The following is a 20032-nucleotide window of genomic DNA, read 5'->3' on the forward strand; positions in this document are numbered from 1 at the left end:
TGCCGAACTCAGAAGTGAAACGCCGTAGCGCCGATGGTAGTGTGGGGTCTCCCCATGTGAGAGTAGGGAACTGCCAGGCATCAAATAAGAAGAACCCCGTACCGTAAGGTGCGGGGTTTTTTGCTTTGCACGCCAGAAAATATGCCGGATGGCGGCTTCGCCTTATCCGGCCTACAAAACCTGTAGGCCCGGTAAGCGCAGCGCCACCGGGCATGGCAGATCGTACGATCCCACGGTAAAGAGAAACAAGAATACTGAAGAAGGGATTTATAGATGCAGAAAAGCAAAAACCCAGCCATAGGCTGGGTTTTTTAAATAGTGGTGCCCGGACTCGGAATCGAACCAAGGATTCGTTTCTATAGCAACGAAATCACCTAATAACAGTGAGTTACCTTTATGCTTCAATTCCGAATGTACCACTATTTTGTACCACCCTCAATGCCTTCTGCTCCTTCTTGATACTTTTAACGCGGTATGGCCCACACATGATCAGGCTCCTTGTTTACCAGAGGGGCGACGGGGTATTCTTGCCAGTAATTTTACACTTTCGGTATCAGCCTAATGACCACTAATATTTCTTCTTTAGCCAGCCTTATCTGGTCCGTTGCCGACCTGCTGCGTGGTGATTTCAAGCAATCCCAGTATGGTCGCATCATCCTGCCATTTACTGTACTGCGTCGTCTTGAGTGTGTACTCGCTCCTACTAAGGCACAGATACTGGCAACAGTAGAAAACACAAAGGCGCTGCCAGATCTCGCGAGAGATAAATTACTGCTCAATGCGTCAGGTCAGGCGTTCTATAACACCTCGCCGCTGGAACTGAGCAAACTGGGCGAAAATCATGTGGGTGATAACCTGGACGCCTACGTGCGGGCTTTCTCGAAAGACGCCCGTGAGGTCTTCGAACATTTCAGCTTCGAAGCGAGCATTACCCTGCTGGAAGACGCGGACCTGCTGTATAAAGTTTCCCGTTCCTTTGCGACGGTAGACCTGTCACCTGAGGCGGTCGACAACTACCACATGGGCCTGGTGTTTGAAGAACTGATCCGTCGCTTTGCGGAAAGTTCGAATGAGACCGCCGGGGAGCACTTTACCCCACGTGATATTGTGCGTCTGACGACCTCTCTGGTGTTCTCTGGTGATGATGATGTCCTGGCAAAACCCGGTGTTGTTCGCTCCATCTATGACCCAACGGCGGGTACTGGCGGCTTCCTGTCCTGTGGGATGGAATACCTGCATGAACTGAACCCGGCAGCTCGTCTTGCCACCTTCGGTCAGGAGCTGAACCCGGAGTCCTATGCTATTTGTAAAGCCGATATGCTGATAAAGGGGCAGGACATCAGCAACATCAAGCTCGGTAACACGCTCTCCGATGACCAGCTTCGCTTTAACCGTTTCGACTACTGCCTGTCGAACCCACCATTCGGCGTGGACTGGAAGAAAGTAGAGAAGCAGGTGCGTGATGAAGCTGATAAACAGGGCTTTAATGGGCGCTTCGGTCCAGGTCTGCCACGTGTATCTGATGGCTCTCTGCTGTTCCTGATGCACCTCATCTCGAAAATGCAGCAGCCCGGTACTGACAGTACTGGTTCCCGTATCGGTATCATCCTGAATGGCTCCCCGCTGTTTACCGGTGGTGCAGGGAGTGGCGAGAGTGAAATTCGTCGCTATATTCTGGAAAACGATTTGCTGGATGCCCTGGTCGCACTACCAACCGATATGTTCTACAACACGGGCATTGCGACCTATGTCTGGGTACTGTCGAACCACAAACCCGCAGAACGTAAAGGCAAAGTCCTGCTGATTAACGCCAGTGATATGCATTCACCGATGCGTAAGTCTTTAGGCAGTAAGCGTAAGTTTCTGAGCGATGAAGTACTGAAAGAGATTGTCAGTCTGTACAGCCGCTACGAAGAAAGCTCCATCGCCAAAATATTCCCGAGTACTGCTTTTGGTTATCGGCGTATTACAGTAGAACGACCGCTGAAACTGGCGTTCTATCCACATGACACGGAACGACTGGCGAACCTGCAAGCCGATAAGGCCTGGACGAAACTTGATGGTTCTTTACAGGTGGCTATCCTGGCAGCACTGGCGAGCTTCACTGATGACAAATTGCTCTCACGTGATAAGTTCAAGAAGCAAGTCACCAAAGCGTTAGGTGATGTGAAGCTACCTGCTCCGGTATTCAAGCTACTGGTGAATCATCTGGCTGAACAGGATGATGCAGCCGAGGTGTGCAGGACTAAGGGTGAAGCGGAACCGAACCCGGAGCTGCGGGATAACGAGAACGTGCCGTTAGGGGAAGATATTCACGAGTACTTCAAACGTGAAGTACTGCCCCATGTACCGGACGCGTGGATTGATACCGGTAAGACGGACCCGCTGGATGGTCAGGTGGGGATTGTCGGCTATGAAATCCCGTTTAACCGTAACTTCTACCAGTACCAACCACCTCGTGATTTAGCTGAGATTGATGCTGATCTGGATGCGGTTGCTCGTGAGATTATGCAATTGCTGGCGGAGGTGCATTCATGAGTACTATGGAACAAGTGGAAGTGGGGAAATACCATCCGTATCCTGAGTATAAGGATTCGGGGGTTGAGTGGGTCGGTGATATACCACATCATTGGCAAACTAAGCCGGCCTTCGCTGCTGTAATGGAGCAATGCATAAAAAACAGTGATGGTGCAGAGTCGAATGTCCTCTCTCTTAGCTATGGAAATATCGTAGAGCGTGATGTTGAAAATAACTTTGGTTTGCTACCAGAATCATTCAATACATACCAAATTGTTAACCCAGGCGACATTGTCCTACGTCTCACAGATTTGCAAAATGATAAGCGTAGCCTGCGTGTTGCTCGCTCTACATTGCGAGGCATCATTACATCAGCATATTTGAAGCTGGTTTGTGGTGATGAACTTGATAACCGATATGCATATCGTCTTTTGCATTCGTACGATACAACAAAGGTGTTTTATGGGATGGGGGGGGGACTGCGTCAATCCATGAAATTTGAGGATTTTCGCCGCTTACCATTCTTGTTACCTCCAGCAGAAGAACAACGCACCATCGCCGCCTTCCTCGACTATGAAACCGCTCGTATCGACAAGCTGATTGCACAACAGCAGCGACTGATCGAGCTGCTCAAAGAAAAGCGGCAGGCGGTGATTTCCCACGCGGTCACCAAAGGTCTGAACCCTGATGCTCCGATGAAGGACTCCGGCGTAGAGTGGCTGGGTGAAGTGCCGGAGCATTGGCTGGTATCGTCTTTGAAGTTCATTTATAAGAATCTTGATTACAAGCGAATACCACTTAGTGCTGAAGAACGGGGGTCAAAGCAAGGTGATTACCCCTACTATGGTGCGTCAGGAATTATTGACTCGATCGATGATTATTTGTTCTCTACTGATCATGTGTTAGTTGGGGAAGATGGTGCAAATCTTGTAATGCGTTCAACGCCCATAGCTTTTGTCGCTACAGGTCAGTACTGGGTGAATAATCATGCACATATACTGCGTATGAATGATGGTCTAAATAGCTACTGGGCTGCGGTTATTGAAAATTTGGACATATCCCCCTTTGTTACTGGTTCTGCTCAACCAAAACTCACAGCAGAAGCTCTTGGTAACTTAATCGTGGCATATCCGAAGACATTGCAAGAACGCATTGAGATACAAGAGTTTATTAATAGAGAAAAACCTAAATTTACTACTTTGATAGATAGAGCTGAACATCAGGTTCACCTCCTCAAAGAACGCCGCACCGCTCTAATTTCCGCTGCTGTTACAGGCAAGATTGACCTGCGTGGCTGGACTGCATCGACTCAGGAGGCAGCCGCATGAGCTGGATAAATTGCCATGCCAGGTTAGCAGCAGCCAGTACTATCATTTTGTTGCAGCTATGGTTGGGATAATTAATGGATAGCAAAGCCCGTGAACGAGCCTTTCAGGACCATATTATTGCTGAGCTTGCCAGTACTGGATGGTTAATCGGTGATTCGGCCCATTACGATAAAGAACGAGCTCTTTACCCGGAAGACCTGATTGGTTTTGTCCACGAGAGCCAGCCTGATGGATGGCAGAAGTACTGTAAAACGTACAGTGAAAATCCTGAGCGCCATCTATTAGATGCCGCAGTACGTCAGCTAACCCGTTCCGAAGGTGGTACGCTGTGGCTACTACGAAATCAAATTGAGGATCGCGGGCATCGTCTGAAAGTAGCGAGCTTTAAACCAGATAATGATCTCAATCCAGAGTTACTGATGCGTTATCAGGTCAACCGCCTGCGTGTGGTACCTGAGCTGATTTACAGTCCTCATGGTTATGATGGGCGTATCGATCTCACGCTGTTCCTTAACGGTATCCCGGTTGCAACACTGGAACTTAAATCTTGTTTCAAGCAGTCCCTTGAAAACGCCAAGAAACAATATCGCTATGATCGCCAGCTTAAGACTTTGGGTAAAGTCGAGCCCCTGCTCAGTTTCCGTCGGGGAGCACTGGTTCACTTCGCAGTGAATCAGTTCGAAGTGGCGATGACGACCAAGCTCGCAGGGGAATCAACCTTCTTCCTCCCCTTCAATAAAGGAACCTCAGAAGGCGGGGCCGGTAATGACCAGCCAGAAGTCGGTTATGGTACTGAATACCTGTGGAAAGAAATCCTGCAACCGGATAACTTCCTGCGAATTCTGGCCCGTTATCTGCACCTCGAAGTCAAAATTGAAGAAGACCCACTCGGTAAGCAGCAGAAGAAAGAGACGATGATCTTTCCCCGCTACCATCAGTGGGCTGTGGTGCAAAAACTTCTTAGTACTGTTCAACTCGAAGGGCCGGGTCAGAAATACCTTATCCAGCATTCCGCAGGTTCTGGTAAGTCAAATTCCATTGCATGGCTAACTCATCAGCTCGCCTCGCTTAGTCAGGGCGGGGATAAACTGTTTGATTCGGTTATTGTGGTGACAGACCGTACCGTGCTGGACAGCCAGCTACAGGAGACGATTGGTCAGTTCGACCATGCATCCGGTGTCGTGAGCCGTATTAACCGTGATGAAGGGGACAGCAAGTCAGCACAACTGGCCGAAGCCCTGGCAAACGGTACGCCCATCATCATCGTGACCATCCAGACCTTCCCGTATGTCCTGAAAGCCATTCAGGAATCCACCACCCTCAAAAGCTCACGCTTTGCGGTCGTTGCCGATGAAGCTCACTCCAGTCAGAGTGGCAGCACGGCCAGACAGCTACGTGAAGTGCTGATGGCGGAGCAGATCGAAGAGGAAATGTCAGCAGAAGACATGATGAACCTGACGCTGGCGGCCCGTGGTGGCAGTAAGAACATCAGCTATTTTGCCTTCACGGCAACCCCAAAGGCTAAGACGCTGGAGCTGTTTGGTCGTCCTGATAAGCTGGATATGCCACTGAGTCAGGAGAACAAGCCGAAACCTTTCCATGTGTATTCCATGCGGCAGGCCATCGAAGAAGGCTTCATTCTCGATGTACTGAAGAACTACACCAATTATTCACTGGCCTATAAGCTCGCCATGCAGACCGAAACTGACAGCGAGGTGGATTCCAAAAAAGCCCGTACCCGTTTGTCTAAGTGGGTACGCCTGCATCCGCACAATATTGGGCAAAAAGTCGCGATCATCGTAGAGCATTTCCGTTCTAATGTGATGAGTCTACTGGCCGGTCAGGCCAAAGCGATGGTTGTCACCAGCAGCCGCCTTGAGGCCGTTCGTTACAAACTGGCCTTCGACAAGTACGTCAAAGAACAAGGTTACGGGGCCATACAGGCTATGGTGGCCTTCTCCGGTGAGATTGAAGAGGAGGGGCAGACCTTTAACGAGCGAAACATGAACCCTGATCTCAATGGTCGGGACATGCGGAAAGCATTCGATACCCAGGACTATCAGGTCATGCTGGTGGCGAACAAGTTTCAGACGGGATTTGACCAGCCGAAACTCTGTGCCATGTATGTCGATAAGAAGCTGACTGGCGTTGACTGTATTCAGACGCTTTCCCGACTGAACCGCACTTCTCCGGGTAAGGACAGTACTTTTGTCCTGGATTTTGTGAATGACCCTCAGGATGTACTGGAAGAGTTTCAGAAGTACTACGAGACGGCGAAACTTGAAACCGTGTCAGACCCCAATCTGGTATATGACCTGTTCCATAAACTCAAAGGGACGGGCATTTTTACCTGGAGTGAGGTCGAGTCATTCACTGATGCCTATTTCGATCATAAGCGTGGACCAGAGTCCTTAACCGGCTATATCAAACCCGCCGTAGACCGGTTCAGTAAACGCTACAAGATCGTCAGTGAAGCGATACGCGAATCCCGCAAGATACTCAAAGTCATTGAGCTGGAAGGTGGCTCAAAGACCGATAAGGTGAATGCTGAACGACGCGTAACCGAAGCCGCAGAAGCCAGAGCGGAACTCGATTTGTTCAAGAAGGACCTGAACAGCTACATCCGCTTCTACGAGTTCGTGTCGCAGATAACGCTATTTGATGATCAGGAGCTGGAACGCCTCTGTGTCTTCGCCCGTCACCTGCTACCGATGCTTCGTCAGGAAGTACTGGAAGAAGACGAAATAGACCTTTCAGCTGTGATCCTGAGTCATTACAGCCTCAGGGCTAAACGCACCCAGGACCTGAAACTGAAAGAAGATGCTCAGGGTTATGGTCTGGAAGGTGTATCGGCAGTGGGTAGTGCTAAAGCCCGTGAGGAAAAGAAAGACTTCCTCTCGCATATTCTGGAACAGCTTAACGATTTGTTCGGTACAGAAGTGACCGATGGTGACAAACTCGACTGGTTGCAGGGTATGGCGAGTAAAATTGCTGAGAACCAGCCGTTAATGGAGCAGGTACGCAACAATTCCCGTGATGCCATTATGTTAGGTGATTTCCCGAAAGCGGTCGATGCTGCTGTGATTGAGCGGATGGATACGCAGAACGGCATGTCGCTGGATTACCTTTCCCGACCGGACGCGGCTAACCGTATCCAGAGCCTGTTGCTGGACATACTGCTCAAGGGGCTGGGTGGACAATTATAGTGTGCCAGGGGGGCCGTAGGTTCCCCTTAACACGAAAGGTTGCTTTGACAAACTGAAATGCACTGAAACGAGCACGTCACGGAGGAGGAATACGGAAATTTTAGCCAAAGGTTACAGGAAAAGTTACAACGAAACCCTTACGTGGTGAGGCTTCCAGGTCATTCAAACGTTGTAACCTTTCAAACGCCATCCTAAGACATCTATAGAGGTAGTCTTACCATATATATTACGAATGGCTTTTTTAAATAAATATTATATAGGGAGGCTATAGATTTCTACAGGCATGTCACTTGGGACGTTTGTACGGTTACAACGTTTATCCCTGACTGGCAGATTGGCACTACAGTGGGAAAGCGGCTGGCAAAAAAGGAGAATGACTCTCCTTTTGGGCTTTCAACTGGCTGCAATACGATGAACACTCGACACGCTAATCCCTAGCCGCTTCGCGACAGTCGCTTTGGCAATGCCTTGCGAGAGAAGGTACAGCACCTCGTCTCGTTTTTCCATGGCGGTTGGCTTGCGGCCTTTATAGACACCTTTAGCCTTCGCCAGGGCAATTCCCTCGGCCTGACGCTCAAGCATGATCTCCCGCTCGAACGTGGCGATGGCCCCTATCATGGTCAGCATCAGCTTGCCAGTCGGGGTGGCCGTGTCGATGCCAAGGTTCTGTATCTGTAACGTTACCCCTTTTGAATGAAGCAGATCTGTGATTTCCAGCAAGTGCCGGGTATTCCGGGCAAGTCGATCCAGCTTGGTTACTTTCAGGACGTCCCCGGAGCGGGCGAACTCAAGCATTGCCTGTAGCTGTGGCCTATCCGTTTTACTGCCGCTGATTTTTTCCTGAAAAACTTTTTCGCACTCTGTCAGTGCCGTCAGTTGCTGCTCCAGCGACTGCCCCGTAGTCGAAACACGGGCGTATCCTATAATTGCCATGATGGCCTCCTGATAGGCTCAAAGACCCTGTAAGAGAAACGTATCAAATCCCGAAAACAACCCCGTGTGACAAGCATTGCCGGGGGTTCTCCGTTTGTCGCACGGGCATGGGCTATTTGTGTGGGGTTAACAGTAGATATCTTCGTCGGAGGCATAGCGGGATGCCATTCCCCGGAAGAACACGGTGGCAAAGGTCGTGATTGCCATAATCAGAGCTTCAACGAGTAACGATTTCCAGTTCATGGTTTCACCTCGTAGACGCCTGTCCGATAGTAAGCTGTGAAGTTTCGCTGCCAGTGTCACCGACCAGGCGGATTTCAACCGGGCGGTAACCACTTTCTGGCGAATAATCCGGTGAGCGGAAGTTGAGGATGCACTCGCCCGGCTTACGGTGCTTCTCCAGTATCCCGATGAAACTACGCTGTAACGGCAGTATGCAGCTCATAGCCAGCCCCTCTCAGCGAACGATACGGTCCGCCCACCACCGACGACAATGTGATCCAGCACACGGACATCAATTAGTTCCATCGCGTCCTTTATACGTCCGGTAATGGCCCTGTCAGCCGCTGACGGCTCAGGGTGGCCCGAGGGATGGTTATGGGAGCAGATGACCGCAGCGGCGTTCAGACGAAGCGCTAAGCGGGCTATCTCGCGGGGGTAGACGCTGGTGGACGATATCGTGCCGTGAAACATCTCCCGGTACTGAATAACGCGGTTCTGCGAGTCGAGGAAGATGACGGCAAAGACCTCGTGCTCACGGTCGCCAAGCTGGAGGGCGAGGTAGCTCTCAGTTTCACTCGGGGACCCCAGTGATTCATTGCGGTAGAGCCGTGCCGTCAGCAGCTCGCGGGCTTCATTGATGATGTCGTGCATAGTTTTCTCCTGTGGGTTGTATGCACGTTTCTTGTACCTGAGGGGCTGCGGATAATTGAATGCCGATTAGTGCTGATTTCTGTCGGGCGCTGCTGTGGGCAATTTCACTGACGGGGTGCTGATAATGAGGAAACGGAGGACCTCCAGTGCCGATTCTTAAGTCTTTTTCATAAAGTCTACATGAGAGATTTCACAGAATAGTTTTACTAATATGCCTAAAAATCGGCACTCGCTGGGGTCTGCTTGCAGCTTTTATTGATATAGTGGGGAAAGCGACTAGGCACCTTCCGGCAGGAATCGGCACGGCAGCGTATTACTCACCGAATAGATACATTTAGTTACACTCTTCGATCCGTTTTATATAACAACCAAATCGATGAATCCACCATATCCCCTGTCGTGGCGGCTATTTACAAGGCGTACTCCACCAGGTTAGTCTCTTCATCGCGGTCCGAACAGGATGGTCACATACGGTGATCTGGGCTCCGCACCCTGATGGTCTTGGCTGTGTCCGATAAAACAGCCTGGTTATTACAATGTTGCTCAAGTTTGATGAGCTTAATGCTCTCCCTATCCCTGACGTTTTCACTAACGTCACTGGTCTCGGCACCAAATCCTACGGCACTGATTGCGTTATACCTGAAGATGACACCTGTCCGCTCTGTGGTCATCATAACTGCTTCCGCCTGCACACCGACACCAATCAGGCACACTGCTATTCCTGCGGCGACCACTCCAGCGTGATTGACCTGGTGATGAAACTCTGTGACCTGTCATCACCGGTGGAAGCAGCAAGCGCTATCACAAAAATGGAGTTCGAACCATATACTCCGGCGACAGTCGTCCAGGCAGAACCAGAGCCGGATACCCGTAATCTGGAGCGGGTGGCAGAAATCAACGCGGCAACCGCTGAGTATTATCACCGAAATCTGCTCGGTAAGATGGATGCACTCGTATATCAGACGGTAACGCGGGGTCATAACGTTAAAACTTTGATGGTGACTAAGGTCGGATATGCTGATGGCGGGCTTGTAGCGGCACTACGTGAGCGTTTCAGCGAAGAGGAAATTCTGGAAACAGGAATGGCCCGCCTCCAGAATGGTCGCCTAGTAGATTTTGCACCTGCCGGGGTGTATGTCTACCCGCATTTCGTCGATGGGAGGGGCGTCCGTTTCACCTTTAAAGATCCCACTGGTAATTTTAAGTTCCAGCAGCCGAAGCGGTACTGGTTATCAGGTGCTTTTTGGTACGGACAGGACTCGCTGGAACGTTCTGGTGCCATCGCACTGGTCGAAGGTGAGAATGACCGACTGGCGTTGATGGAAGTGTATGATGGCCCGGTACTGGCTTCTATTGGCTCCATCAGTAGTGAACAGGTGGGGTTCATCAAATCGCTGGGCCGCGAGGTGATTACCTTCTTCGACAATGACGACGCTGGGGACCGTTACCGCCAGAAATTCGATGCCCGTCACATTATCGTGCCGGAGCGGGGCGGTGATATTGACAGCTATCTCCGTGGTGGTGGTGACTTTATGGCTCTGCTCGCTGTGTTCACGCCGAAGTTTGAGGTCATCAAGCCGCTACTGCCTGGTGCCTGTGGGTCTGAAAGCTTCAACGATACCGGTAATGCCAACCGTATGGCCCGTCTCTACGGACCCGATCTGCGGTATATCCGTGAAACCGATGCGTTTATCCAGTGGGTAGAGCACAGCTGGGTTCCGGCCGGAGTGCAGGTGCTGGAGTTTGCCAAGCGGACTGCCGCTGCGGTGCTTGCCGAAGGTCAGGTAATGATCGCATCCGATGACGAGAATATCCGTAAGCGTGGAGCGGACCAGGTTGCCTATGCCAATCGCCTGCATAACCTGGGACTCATGAAGGCGATGATCGAGCTGGTCAAACCGAAGGTGGAGATTCGCACGGTGGAACTGGACGCCGACCCGATGCTCGTTCGTGTCAAAAACGGTGTGATTGACCTCAAGATGCAGCGCTACCGTGAAAACCGCCGTCAGGACCTGATTACCAGTGTCTGCCCGGTGGAATATGACCCGAAAGCGGCCAGTCTTCTGTGGCTGCGGTTCCTTGCAGAGATTACCTGCGGTGATGCCGAGCTGGCTGCCTTTCTGAAGCGTCTTGTGGGCTACATGCTGACGGGCCGGACCGATGAACAACTCCTGTTTTTCTTCTACGGTCACGGCAGCAACGGTAAATCGACGTTCATCCAGATTATTCAGGCCCTGATGGGGAGCTACGCGACGCAGATTAACAGTGACGTCCTGATGGCTAACCGCAGCGTTGGTGGTCCCAATGCGTCACTCGCCAAACTGCCCGGTAAACGTCTGGTTGTTGCCAACGAGCTGCCCGAAGGTGGTCGCTTCGATGACATGCTCATTAAGTCGATGACCGGGGGCGACACGCTGGTTGCCCGTCAGGTCTACGGCAAGCATGAAATTGAGTTCACCGCTCAGTTCTCGCTGGTGATTATCGGCAACCATAAACCTGCGATTCACGATATGTCACACGGAATGTGGCGTCGTATGTGCCTCATCCCTTTCGCGGCTCAGTTCTCGGCGGAACAGGCGGACCCGACGCTTCCGGCTCGTTTGCTGGCTGAACTGCCCGGCATCCTTAACTGGGCGCTGGAGGGGGTCGCAGAGTGGCAGGAGCACGGCCTCAAGCGCTCCCTCCCGGCCGCAGTAGTCAAGGCTAACGACGATTACCGCGAAGAGAGCGACCTGCTGGGTGAGTTCCTGAGCGGCTGTATCCTTCAGCCTGACGCCTACACCCCGGCGACGGAACTTTACCAGGCATTCCAGACGTTTGCCTGCGAGGGCAATGAATGGCGTATGACCCAACGTGTCTTTAACAAAAAGATGGCTGAACGTGGCTTCACCAAGCTTCGTCGTGACAGTAAGGCCGGTTTCCGTGGGATTGCTCTCACTGCCGACATGCCACGCGTGTTTGAGTCGGTGAAGCTGACCGTGTAGTGCCGATTGTTTGTTCCTCTCTGCTGACGCATAACGCTGGCAGGGAGGGCATACCGGCTAATTCGAAGTAGTTTAGTGCCGATTATTCAGCATATTAGTAAACTCTTTCTGAATGAACCTTCATGGTGACTTTATGAAAATAGACTAATAATCGGCACGCTAAGATGCCGTATCCGCCTTATTCGTTGCCCTGACGGTGATATCGCCCAGCGACACCCCGGCACGAATCGGCACTCACAGGAGAATACCTATGAATTACCTAAGATTGATTATCGATCACGAGAAACGTGCCACTGGCTATAACTGTGCGATTGATACTGAGCTGGATGAACTCCCGGCAGCCATCACCGAAGCCGTCTACAAGCATGTGAAGGACTACCGGGGCGGCCTCACCTATGACCGGGCAGATTTCATCATGCGTGACCTCCTGTGGCTCCTGAGCGGCTATGACGTCAAGGCTATCGTTACCGATCATACTCAGCGTGAAACACAGGTTTATCCATTCTGATTTACCGGGCACGGATGCCCGGATTGTCTGGTAAAAGTAAGTTAAGTGTGGCTCCGCTGAAGATTCAGCCTTGGAATTTGCTCGATGACGCTACGCTGGGCCTGTACGCTTGTTTCACCATAACCGTGACTGGCCTTCGCTCTGTCAGATGAATTTTCGTTATGTCCGAGAATGCTGTCCTGGATTTCCTCGCGAATGTTCAGATCCCGGCATAGCGTAACGAGCGTATGGCGGAAGCTGTGGGTCGGCTTGATGCCCTGCCGCGTCAGGCCGTGTTCCCGAATGTAGTTCCCCCACCAGCGACCGTAGTTGTATGAATATTTCCGGTTCACTTCGGACTTATCGGCAAAGAGCTGATTGGTGCTGGACTGCACGAAATCAAGGAAGCCCAGCTCAATCAGGTGGCTATGTATCGGGAACTGGCGTGTGTTACCCATCTTGATCGACTGGCCTTCACCCATTGTCAGCCTGAAGCAGGGTGTACCGTCCACCTCCACGATGTCACCCTTACGGAGCTGGGCGATTTCCTCAACGCGGGCACCGCAGTAGTAGAGAATTATCGGTATCCAGTACGCCATAGCTCCATACGGCGTTTCTTCACCGTGGAAGACGGGCAGAGAGAAGATACGGCTGATTTCATCGCGACTGAAAGACCTGACGACTGCCGGGCCAGCGACGACCTTACGTTTCTTCAGCTTGCCTAACGGGTTCTCAGTTAGCTTGCCGTCCTCTACCGCGACGCGAAAGACCGACGACAGCTCTTTAAGCATATTTTCAACACGGACAGGGCTGATTTTTTCACCTTCAGCGTCCACCTGCTTGTGCAGTGGCAGTAACCGTACCGCCTTAGAAGGACGGGATGGGAGCTTTTCGAGCAGGTTACGGAAGTCGGCGAGGTCAGTAACGGTGATGTCCTCTACGGCCTTCTGCCCAATAAACTCAATGAAGCGATTTGCCGATGTTGTGTAGGCGATAATCCGACTTTCTGCACGCAGTGGTTCATGACGCATAACGTGATCTTTATAGCGTTCGAACAGGTCTGCGAAGGTGAGAGTTTCGGGTCTTTCTGCGGGAAGGGCGTCCAGACCTTTGCTTCTGGCGTAGTGCTGGGGGCGAAGATTCAGAAGGTAAGCATTGGTGATATCGCTACGCCGTTCAGCCAGTCGCCATGCCAGACGGATTCGCCAGGCCGGGGTGAGAATGAGGGGCGTGTATTCCAGAGCTTCATCCAGCTCTACAACCATCAGTTTGCAGATGGATTCGTCACGTTCTGCCTGCCATGTTTCTGACTTGTAGCGGGGCTTGCGTTCGCGGTCTTCCAGCCAGTCGTGAATGATGTCGTTTTCCGGCGAGTGGAACATTCCTGTTTTACCATCGAGAACATCTTCAACGAGGTATCGATCCCGGATTAGCTCGCCATTCTGCATGGTACGTGAAGCCCATACACCAGCGATCATCTCTATATCGGCATCAGTTAAGGACTCTTCCGCTTCAAGCTGCTTTTCTGCCAGCCTAAGCATCATGTCGATCTGAATGATTTTTGCGGGTGCACGTTCTCTGGCCTCCCTCACGTCTTTGGTATCAAGGGTGAACTTGATCTCACGTTTATTTAGGATGCCTTGCAGGTGTTTGGGGACGGCCTTACGGACGAGGTAAACGCCGAAACGGTTTTTTGTTGGCTGTATCATAATGCCCATTTTGTACCACCTTTCTGTACCACCGGGAAGCGGGGCCGGAGGAAATTAAAAAGAGGTAACTACTGGTAAACCAACAAGTTGTTGACTCAAAAAGCAAAACCCCCGCCGAAGCGAGGGTTATAAATGAGTGGTGCCCGGACTCGGAATCGAACCAAGGACACGGGGATTTTCAATCCCCTGCTCTACCGACTGAGCTATCCGGGCAACGGAGCGCATTAAACCGCAATCCTGCCCGAGCGTCAACATTATTTAGGGAAAAGCTGTTCAACTGCTTAAGTTTGCGGCAATCTGTCGGTTTATGCGACGAAAGTGCACAAATCTTCCAGACAGAACCCGTTCACTGCAGCAATGCTGATAGTAAGAGGAGGGCAGTATGGCGAACGACTGGCTTGAGCTGCGTCAGCATGCAGAGACGGGCATTGAGACGATTAAAGCGCACTTCGAAGGGCATGCCTACGATCCGCACTGGCACGACAGCTATCTGGTAGGGATCACCCTTTCGGGTACTCAGCAGTTTCACTGCCGCCGTGTGCGTCATCGTAGCCAACCGGGGGATGCGTTTTTACTGGAGCCGGGTGAGATCCATGATGGTGACGCACCTGTAGAAGGCGGCTTTACCTATCTTACCTTTTATCTGGATGAACAATGGCTAACACGTACGCTGCGCGGATTATATGACGCTACGCCCGACAGCTATTCACTGCACTTTTCTCAAACGCTGACGCGCGAGCCACGGCTGGTACGTAGCATCGGTGAGACCTTTGCCACACTGCATAACGCGGAGATGAAAATCGTTCAGCAGAGCGCGATGGATAATCTGCTCTCTCAGATCACCGCCCACTGCCACTGGCGTAAGCGGCTCCCGTCTCAACGGCAAAGCGCTGCCGTCGCGCATCGTGCACGCGATTACCTCTACGCGCATATGGATGAAAACGTCGGGTTGTCGGATCTGGCACGTGAGACGGGAACCGACCGCTTCACGCTGACGCGCTGTTTTAAACGCGAGTTTCACCTGGCACCGCACGCGTGGCTTATTCAGCTACGCCTTGCAAAAGCTCGCCAGTTGCTGGCTCATGGTGAGCTGCCCGTGGATGTGGCATCGGCGGTAGGCTTTGCCGACCAAAGCCACCTTGGACGCTGGTTCCAGCGAGCATACCGTATATCGCCTGCCTATTACCGTCGGCTGTGCACAAACCTTCCAGACGTTTCCAGAAAATAGCGGCACATTGATGGCTCTGATAATAAGGAGCCACCTGTGAGTACAATACCTTTTCTGCTGTTTGCCTTTGTCGCTTCGATAACGCCAGGGCCGACCAATATCCTCATTCTCACCAACAGCCAGCACTTCGGCATCAAAAAAACCGTTCCGGCCATTCTTGGAGGATGCATGGCGGCGAGCATGATTGTGCTGGTTTCAGGTGCCGGTGCAGGGGAAGTGCTTCGCCAGTATCCCCTGATTCGTCAGATGATGAGCTGGGCAGGGGTGTTATGGCTAAGCTGGATGAGCTGGCAGCTATTTAACGCGCCTGCAGCAAACCTCTCTGCGAAGACTCATACCCGGTTTACCGCGCAAGCTGCAGCCCTGTTGCAGATCGTAAACCCGAAAACCTGGATGATGGCGCTGGCGGTTGTCAGCCTGTTTGCCCCTGCAAGCGAGCACGCGCTGCGGGATATAGCGCTGATGGCGCTGTGGTTCCTGGCCATCTCGGTGGTGTGTCTGATGTGCTGGGCGTGGCTGGGGAAGGCGGTAAATAAATTCTTTCGCACCACCGTGGCGATGGTGCGATTTCAGCGGCTGATGGCGTTGTGCCTGCTTGTCTCAGCCTGGGCTGGGGTGCTGGCTTAGGTCAACGCGCCGCCCATGCGGCACTGGGCAAAGCGCAGGATGTCCTCTGCCAGGCGGTGAGCGGTATCCACATCGGCCTGGCTACGGTTTACCAGCATACGGCTCAGGCAGCCTTCCAGCACCAGCTCCATCTGCTTTGCCACCATTGCCGGATCATCCACTTCAAGCGTTGTCAGCAGTTCGTGGGTGAAGTCGTGCGCCGCCCGTTTTTGCTGATCCGCCAGCTGATGGATCGGATGGCCTGGATCGGGGTAGTACGTGCAGGCTGCGATAAACAGACAACCCGGATAGCGGTTGTTACTTACACATTCCGTCAGCGCGGTATAGCGCGCCAGCAGCTTCTGTTCGGCGGTCAGCTCTTCATTCAACATCAGCTGCCTGCGCCAGATATCAACCTGCTGGCTGAGGTAGCGCAGGGCATCATAAAGCAGCGCCTCTTTATCGGGCCAGAAGCGCGTAAGCTCATCCAGAGGGTAATCGATACGGTCGGCTACCATCTCAAGCGTGGTGCTGGCGATCCCTTGAATCTCAAGTAATTGCAGGGCTTGTCCCAGTACGTCTTCGCGTTGCACGGTTCTCTCCTCCGTTATTCCCAACGGTTGTCCCGTTTAAAGTGTTGTTTACGGTTGGCGATCGCGCAAATGCGCGCTGAAAGCCGCCGCGTCCATAAACCCGGTCACACGCTGCCCTGGCTGTTCTTCACCCTGTTGATTGAAGAACAGAATGGTCGGCAGCCCGAGCACGTTAAGTTGCTTCAGCAGGGCTTTATCCTGCGCATTGTTGGCGGTCACGTTTGCCTGAAGCAGAACGGTCCCGTTTAGCGCACCTTGCACCTGCGGGTCGCTAAAGGTGTACTTTTCAAACTCTTTGCAGGCAACGCACCAGTCTGCGTAGAGATCGAGCATCACCGGTTTGCCGCGCGCCTGCGCCAGAGCCTGGTTAAGATCATCCACGTTCTTAATCTGGATGAAATTCAGATGCGCCTGGTTCTGAGCCACTGGCGTGCCAAATGCCCAATCCTGAAGTGGACGCACGCTCACCAGCGCAGCGGCGAGCAGGACGATTTGTACCAGACGCATCCACGCGCTTTTTGCCCCCAGACTGACGATAAACGCCCAGGAGAAGAACGCTACGCCGAGCATCGCCCACAGGCGCATCCCCCAGACGTCACCGACAATACGCTCCAGCAGGAAGACCGGCAGCGCCAGAATGACAAAGCCAAACGCGGTTTTCACCGTCTCCATCCACGGCCCGCTCTTCGGCAGCAGGCGGTTGCCAAATACCGTGACCAGGATCAGCGGCAGACCCATCCCAAGCGCGTAAAGGTACAATGTACCGCCGCCAAGCCACATATTACCGCTCTGGGCGATATAGAGCAGAATCGCGCTAAGCGGAGCAGTGGTGCAGGGCGAACAAATCAGCCCGGCGATAGCTCCCATCGCAAACACGCCACCCGCTGACCCCCCCTGTTGGCGGTTGCTGAGCAGCGTTAAGCGGGTTTGCAGGGAAGACGGCAGTTGCAGGGTGAACAGGCCAAACATCGACAATGCCAGCAGGATAAATACCACCGACAGGCCGATAAGGACATAAGGGTGCTGAAGAGCCGCCTGGAACTGTAAGCCGGCCGCCGCAACCACGAGGCCGAGTGCCGTATAGGTTAACGCCATTCCCTGCACGTAAATAAAGGCAAGCAGTAGCGCGCGGGCGGTGCTAAGACGCTGTTTTCCGCCCAGCACTATCCCGGAGATCAACGGGTACATCGGCAGTACGCATGGCGTGAAGGCGATGCCGATACCAATCAGCAAGGCCCAGAGTGCGGAGAAAGGGAGGTCTGACGCAGGCTCACCTTCACGCTTGACCTCTGCAGGAAGAGGAGCAACGTTGGCGGCAGACGCTTTAACTTCACTAAGCGGAACGACCCTGGTTTCTGGGGGATAGCAGAAGCCTGCATCGGCACAGCCCTGGTAAGTGACGGTGAGCGTAGCGCCTTTGTCTGCCTGTTGCACCGTTACGGGCACGCTTAAGTGCTGGCGATAAATCTCGCTTTTGCCGTAAAACTCATCCTCGTGCCATTCTCCCGCAGGCAGTTGCAGCGCGCCCACGCTTGCCTGAGCGGGTGTGATACTGACCTGCTTACGATACAGGTAATAGCCCTCTTTCACCTGCCAGGTGAGGTTGAGGTCATGCTGGTTTTGCTGGAAATCGAAAACAAATGCCTGATCGGCAGGAATAAAGTTCGAACGGCCGGGCGCGTCAAACAACCCGGCAAAGACTGACGTGCTGCACAGCAGCAGGATCAGCGTAAGGAAACGTTGAGCCATGAGAGATAATCGTTATCACCGTGGAGCACTGGCAATACCAGCAGTTCCGGAGTTTGGTAAGGATGATGAGATTTGAGGCAGTCAAGAAGCGCCTGCTGGTTTGCCGGGTTGGTTTTGAGCAACATCTGGACTTCATACTCCTGCTCCAGTTTGCCTTCCCAGTAATAAAGGGAGGTCGCTCCGGGGAGGATGGTCACACAGGCAGCCAGTTTTTCGGCCATTACTTTGGCGGCGAGATCCTGGGCGGAAGCTTCATCAGGGGCGGTACACAATACGACAACAGCATCAGGCGTGTTCACAAGTCGACCTCCTCATCACGAAAGTGGTCACTATATCACGCAAGGCGATTGGTCATTAATGAAACGGGCCGCAGAGCGGCCCGATTTTAACTATTTTTACAACCCGAAATGGTTTACAGCACGACGCCGCCGATGATAAAGCCGAGGATCACGCACAGTGTAATCGCGACCACACCCGGGATCAGGAACGCATGGTTAAACACATACTTACCGATGCGGGTTGAACCGGTGTCATCCATTTCAACCGCCGCCAGCAGGGTTGGATAAGTGGGCAGAACGAACAGGGCAGAAACGGCAGCAAACGAGGCAATGGCCGTCAGTGGCGTTACGCCCAGCATCAGAGCCGCAGGCATCAGCGCCTTGGTCGTGGCAGCCTGAGAATAAAGCAGGGTCGCGGCAAAGAACAGTACCACCGCCAGCAGCCATGGGTAGTTGTGCAGCAGGTCACCCGCAACGGTCTGGATATCGCTGATGTGCGCTTTTACGAAGGTATCACCGAGCCATGCCACACCCAGCACGCACACGCAGGCGCTCATACCGGATTTAAAGGTGCTGGCATTCAGCACTTCGCTGGTATCGATTTTACAGGTGATACTGATCAGGGTTGCGATGGTTAGCATGAATACCACAATCGCTTCGTTACGCGGCAGAACCGGGTTCTGGATGAGGCCTACTGTGTCACTGATGGCCGTCGCGTAGAACATCACCGCCACGATACCGATCAGGAACAGCACCACGGAGCGTTTCGCATGCGGCTTCAGTTTGAAGACCTGGCTACCGCGCAAGCTCACTTCGCCCTTGGCCAGACGTTCCTGATAAACCGGATCGTCTTTCAGTTCAGCGCCGAGGAAGTTACACAGCACGGCGGTGATCATGACTGCAATCAACGTTACCGGAATACAGATCGCCAGCAGCGTCAGATAGCTCACACCCATGGGTTCCAGGATTCCGGCGAAGAACACCACTGCCGCGGAGATAGGCGAGGCGGTAATCGCAATCTGGGACGCCACTACCGCAATAGAGAGCGGGCGAGAGGGACGGATACCCTGTTCTTTCGCCACTTCGGTAATCACCGGCAGCGTGGAAAAGGCAGTGTGACCGGTACCGGCGAGAATGGTCATGAACCAGGTCACCAGCGGGGCAAGGAAGGTAATGTATTTAGGATGACGGCGCAGCATACGCTCCGCCAGACTTACCAGGTAGTCCATACCGCCAGCCACCTGCATGGCGGCGATAGCGGCAATAACTGCCATGATGATTTCGATAACGTCAAACGGGATTGCGCCGGGTTTAATCTGAAAGATAAGGGTAAGAACGAGCACCCCGAGACCGCCGGCAAAACCGATGCCGATACCCCCGAGTCTTGCTCCCAAATAAATCGCCAACAGGACGATGACGAGTTCTGCTCCAAACATAAGGACCTGCCTTGCTTATTAACAAGTTGATATTGAATTGTTGTATTTTGGTAACGCCTAAAAAGAAAAAAGGCACGTCACAAGTGACGTGCCTTTCGGAAGCTT

At 52.7% G+C, this 20032-nt stretch carries 15 protein-coding genes, 1 tRNA gene, 1 rRNA gene and 1 pseudogene; 8 read left to right on the forward strand and 10 right to left on the reverse strand.

Going from position 1 to position 20032, the window contains the following annotated elements; genetic code table 11:
- From rrf to PUZ33_RS17060, 4 genes are all read left to right on the forward strand, one after another.
- A 5S ribosomal RNA gene (gene rrf, locus PUZ33_RS25270) occupies positions 1-79 on the forward strand; the annotation flags it as partial.
- A 482-nt stretch (positions 80-561) separates the two neighbouring features.
- Positions 562-2538, forward strand: coding sequence for a type I restriction-modification system subunit M (locus PUZ33_RS17050; RefSeq protein ID WP_047363932.1), 1977 nt, complete (start codon positions 562-564; stop codon positions 2536-2538).
- Entirely contained in the window at positions 2535-3845 is a 1311-nt protein-coding gene (locus tag PUZ33_RS17055) for a restriction endonuclease subunit S (protein WP_047363934.1), read from the forward strand. Before PUZ33_RS17050 ends, PUZ33_RS17055 begins: the two co-directional genes overlap by 4 nt.
- Positions 3846-3919: 74 nt before the next feature.
- Positions 3920-7051, forward strand: a complete 3132-nt coding sequence (locus PUZ33_RS17060; RefSeq protein ID WP_047363936.1) for a type I restriction endonuclease subunit R — start codon at positions 3920-3922, stop codon at positions 7049-7051.
- A gap of 393 nt (positions 7052-7444) precedes the next feature.
- Here the strand turns inward: PUZ33_RS17060 and PUZ33_RS17065 are convergent, their stop codons facing one another.
- From PUZ33_RS17065 to radC, 3 genes are all read right to left on the reverse strand, one after another.
- Complete coding sequence (locus PUZ33_RS17065) at positions 7445-7984, reverse strand: recombinase family protein (RefSeq protein WP_038624167.1); 540 nt, start codon at positions 7982-7984, stop codon at positions 7445-7447.
- 247 nt (positions 7985-8231) lie between these two features.
- Entirely contained in the window at positions 8232-8429 is a 198-nt protein-coding gene (locus PUZ33_RS17070; protein ID WP_047363938.1) for a DUF2787 family protein, read from the reverse strand.
- Positions 8426-8857 carry a RadC family protein gene (radC, locus tag PUZ33_RS17075; protein ID WP_063613564.1) on the reverse strand — a complete coding sequence of 144 codons (432 nt, stop codon included), beginning with the start codon at positions 8855-8857 and terminating at the stop codon, positions 8426-8428. Before radC ends, PUZ33_RS17070 begins: the two co-directional genes overlap by 4 nt.
- A 536-nt stretch (positions 8858-9393) precedes the next feature.
- Between radC and PUZ33_RS17080 the strand changes: the two genes are divergently transcribed.
- Positions 9394-11841, forward strand: coding sequence for a phage/plasmid primase, P4 family (locus tag PUZ33_RS17080; RefSeq protein WP_052953606.1), 2448 nt, complete (start codon positions 9394-9396; stop codon positions 11839-11841).
- A gap of 250 nt (positions 11842-12091) precedes the next feature.
- Complete coding sequence (locus PUZ33_RS17085) at positions 12092-12349, forward strand: hypothetical protein (RefSeq protein WP_047363943.1); 258 nt, start codon at positions 12092-12094, stop codon at positions 12347-12349.
- 41 nt (positions 12350-12390) lie between these two features.
- On the opposite strand, the gene PUZ33_RS17090 is transcribed toward PUZ33_RS17085, so the two are convergent.
- From PUZ33_RS17090 to PUZ33_RS17095, 3 genes and pseudogenes are all read right to left on the reverse strand, one after another.
- Positions 12391-13872, reverse strand: a complete 1482-nt coding sequence (locus PUZ33_RS17090) for a site-specific integrase (protein ID WP_274205349.1) — start codon at positions 13870-13872, stop codon at positions 12391-12393.
- Between the two features lie 9 nt (positions 13873-13881).
- Positions 13882-14046, reverse strand: a pseudogene (locus tag PUZ33_RS25275) (DUF6538 domain-containing protein); the annotation flags it as partial.
- Between the two features lie 128 nt (positions 14047-14174).
- Positions 14175-14250, reverse strand: a tRNA-Phe gene (locus PUZ33_RS17095).
- Positions 14251-14419: 169 nt separating this feature from the next.
- Here PUZ33_RS17095 and PUZ33_RS17100 point away from each other — a divergent pair.
- Complete coding sequence (locus PUZ33_RS17100; RefSeq protein WP_040020545.1) at positions 14420-15265, forward strand: AraC family transcriptional regulator; 846 nt, start codon at positions 14420-14422, stop codon at positions 15263-15265.
- A 36-nt stretch (positions 15266-15301) separates the two neighbouring features.
- On the forward strand, positions 15302-15892 hold the full coding sequence (locus PUZ33_RS17105) for a LysE family translocator (RefSeq protein WP_020688994.1): 591 nt from the start codon (positions 15302-15304) through the stop codon (positions 15890-15892).
- Here the strand turns inward: PUZ33_RS17105 and PUZ33_RS17110 are convergent.
- The 4 genes from PUZ33_RS17110 to PUZ33_RS17125 form a co-directional block, all read right to left on the reverse strand.
- Positions 15889-16464 carry a transcriptional regulator gene (locus PUZ33_RS17110; RefSeq protein WP_013095254.1) on the reverse strand — a complete coding sequence of 192 codons (576 nt, stop codon included), beginning with the start codon at positions 16462-16464 and terminating at the stop codon, positions 15889-15891. The two genes, PUZ33_RS17105 and PUZ33_RS17110, sit on opposite strands and share 4 nt — an antisense overlap.
- Positions 16465-16512: 48 nt before the next feature.
- Positions 16513-18213, reverse strand: a complete 1701-nt coding sequence (locus tag PUZ33_RS17115) for a protein-disulfide reductase DsbD (RefSeq protein WP_058680755.1) — start codon at positions 18211-18213, stop codon at positions 16513-16515.
- Positions 18189-18512 (reverse strand): divalent cation tolerance protein CutA, encoded by a 324-nt coding sequence (cutA, locus tag PUZ33_RS17120; RefSeq protein WP_023622433.1) that lies wholly within the window; start codon positions 18510-18512, stop codon positions 18189-18191. The genes PUZ33_RS17115 and cutA overlap by 25 nt, the downstream gene beginning before the upstream one ends.
- A 113-nt stretch (positions 18513-18625) precedes the next feature.
- Positions 18626-19927, reverse strand: a complete 1302-nt coding sequence (locus PUZ33_RS17125) for an anaerobic C4-dicarboxylate transporter (protein ID WP_013095257.1) — start codon at positions 19925-19927, stop codon at positions 18626-18628.
- Positions 19928-20032 lie beyond the last annotated feature (105 nt).

It is taken from the genome of Enterobacter cloacae complex sp. 2022EL-00981 (genome assembly GCF_028737495.1).
Classification (GTDB): domain Bacteria; phylum Pseudomonadota; class Gammaproteobacteria; order Enterobacterales; family Enterobacteriaceae; genus Enterobacter; species Enterobacter cloacae.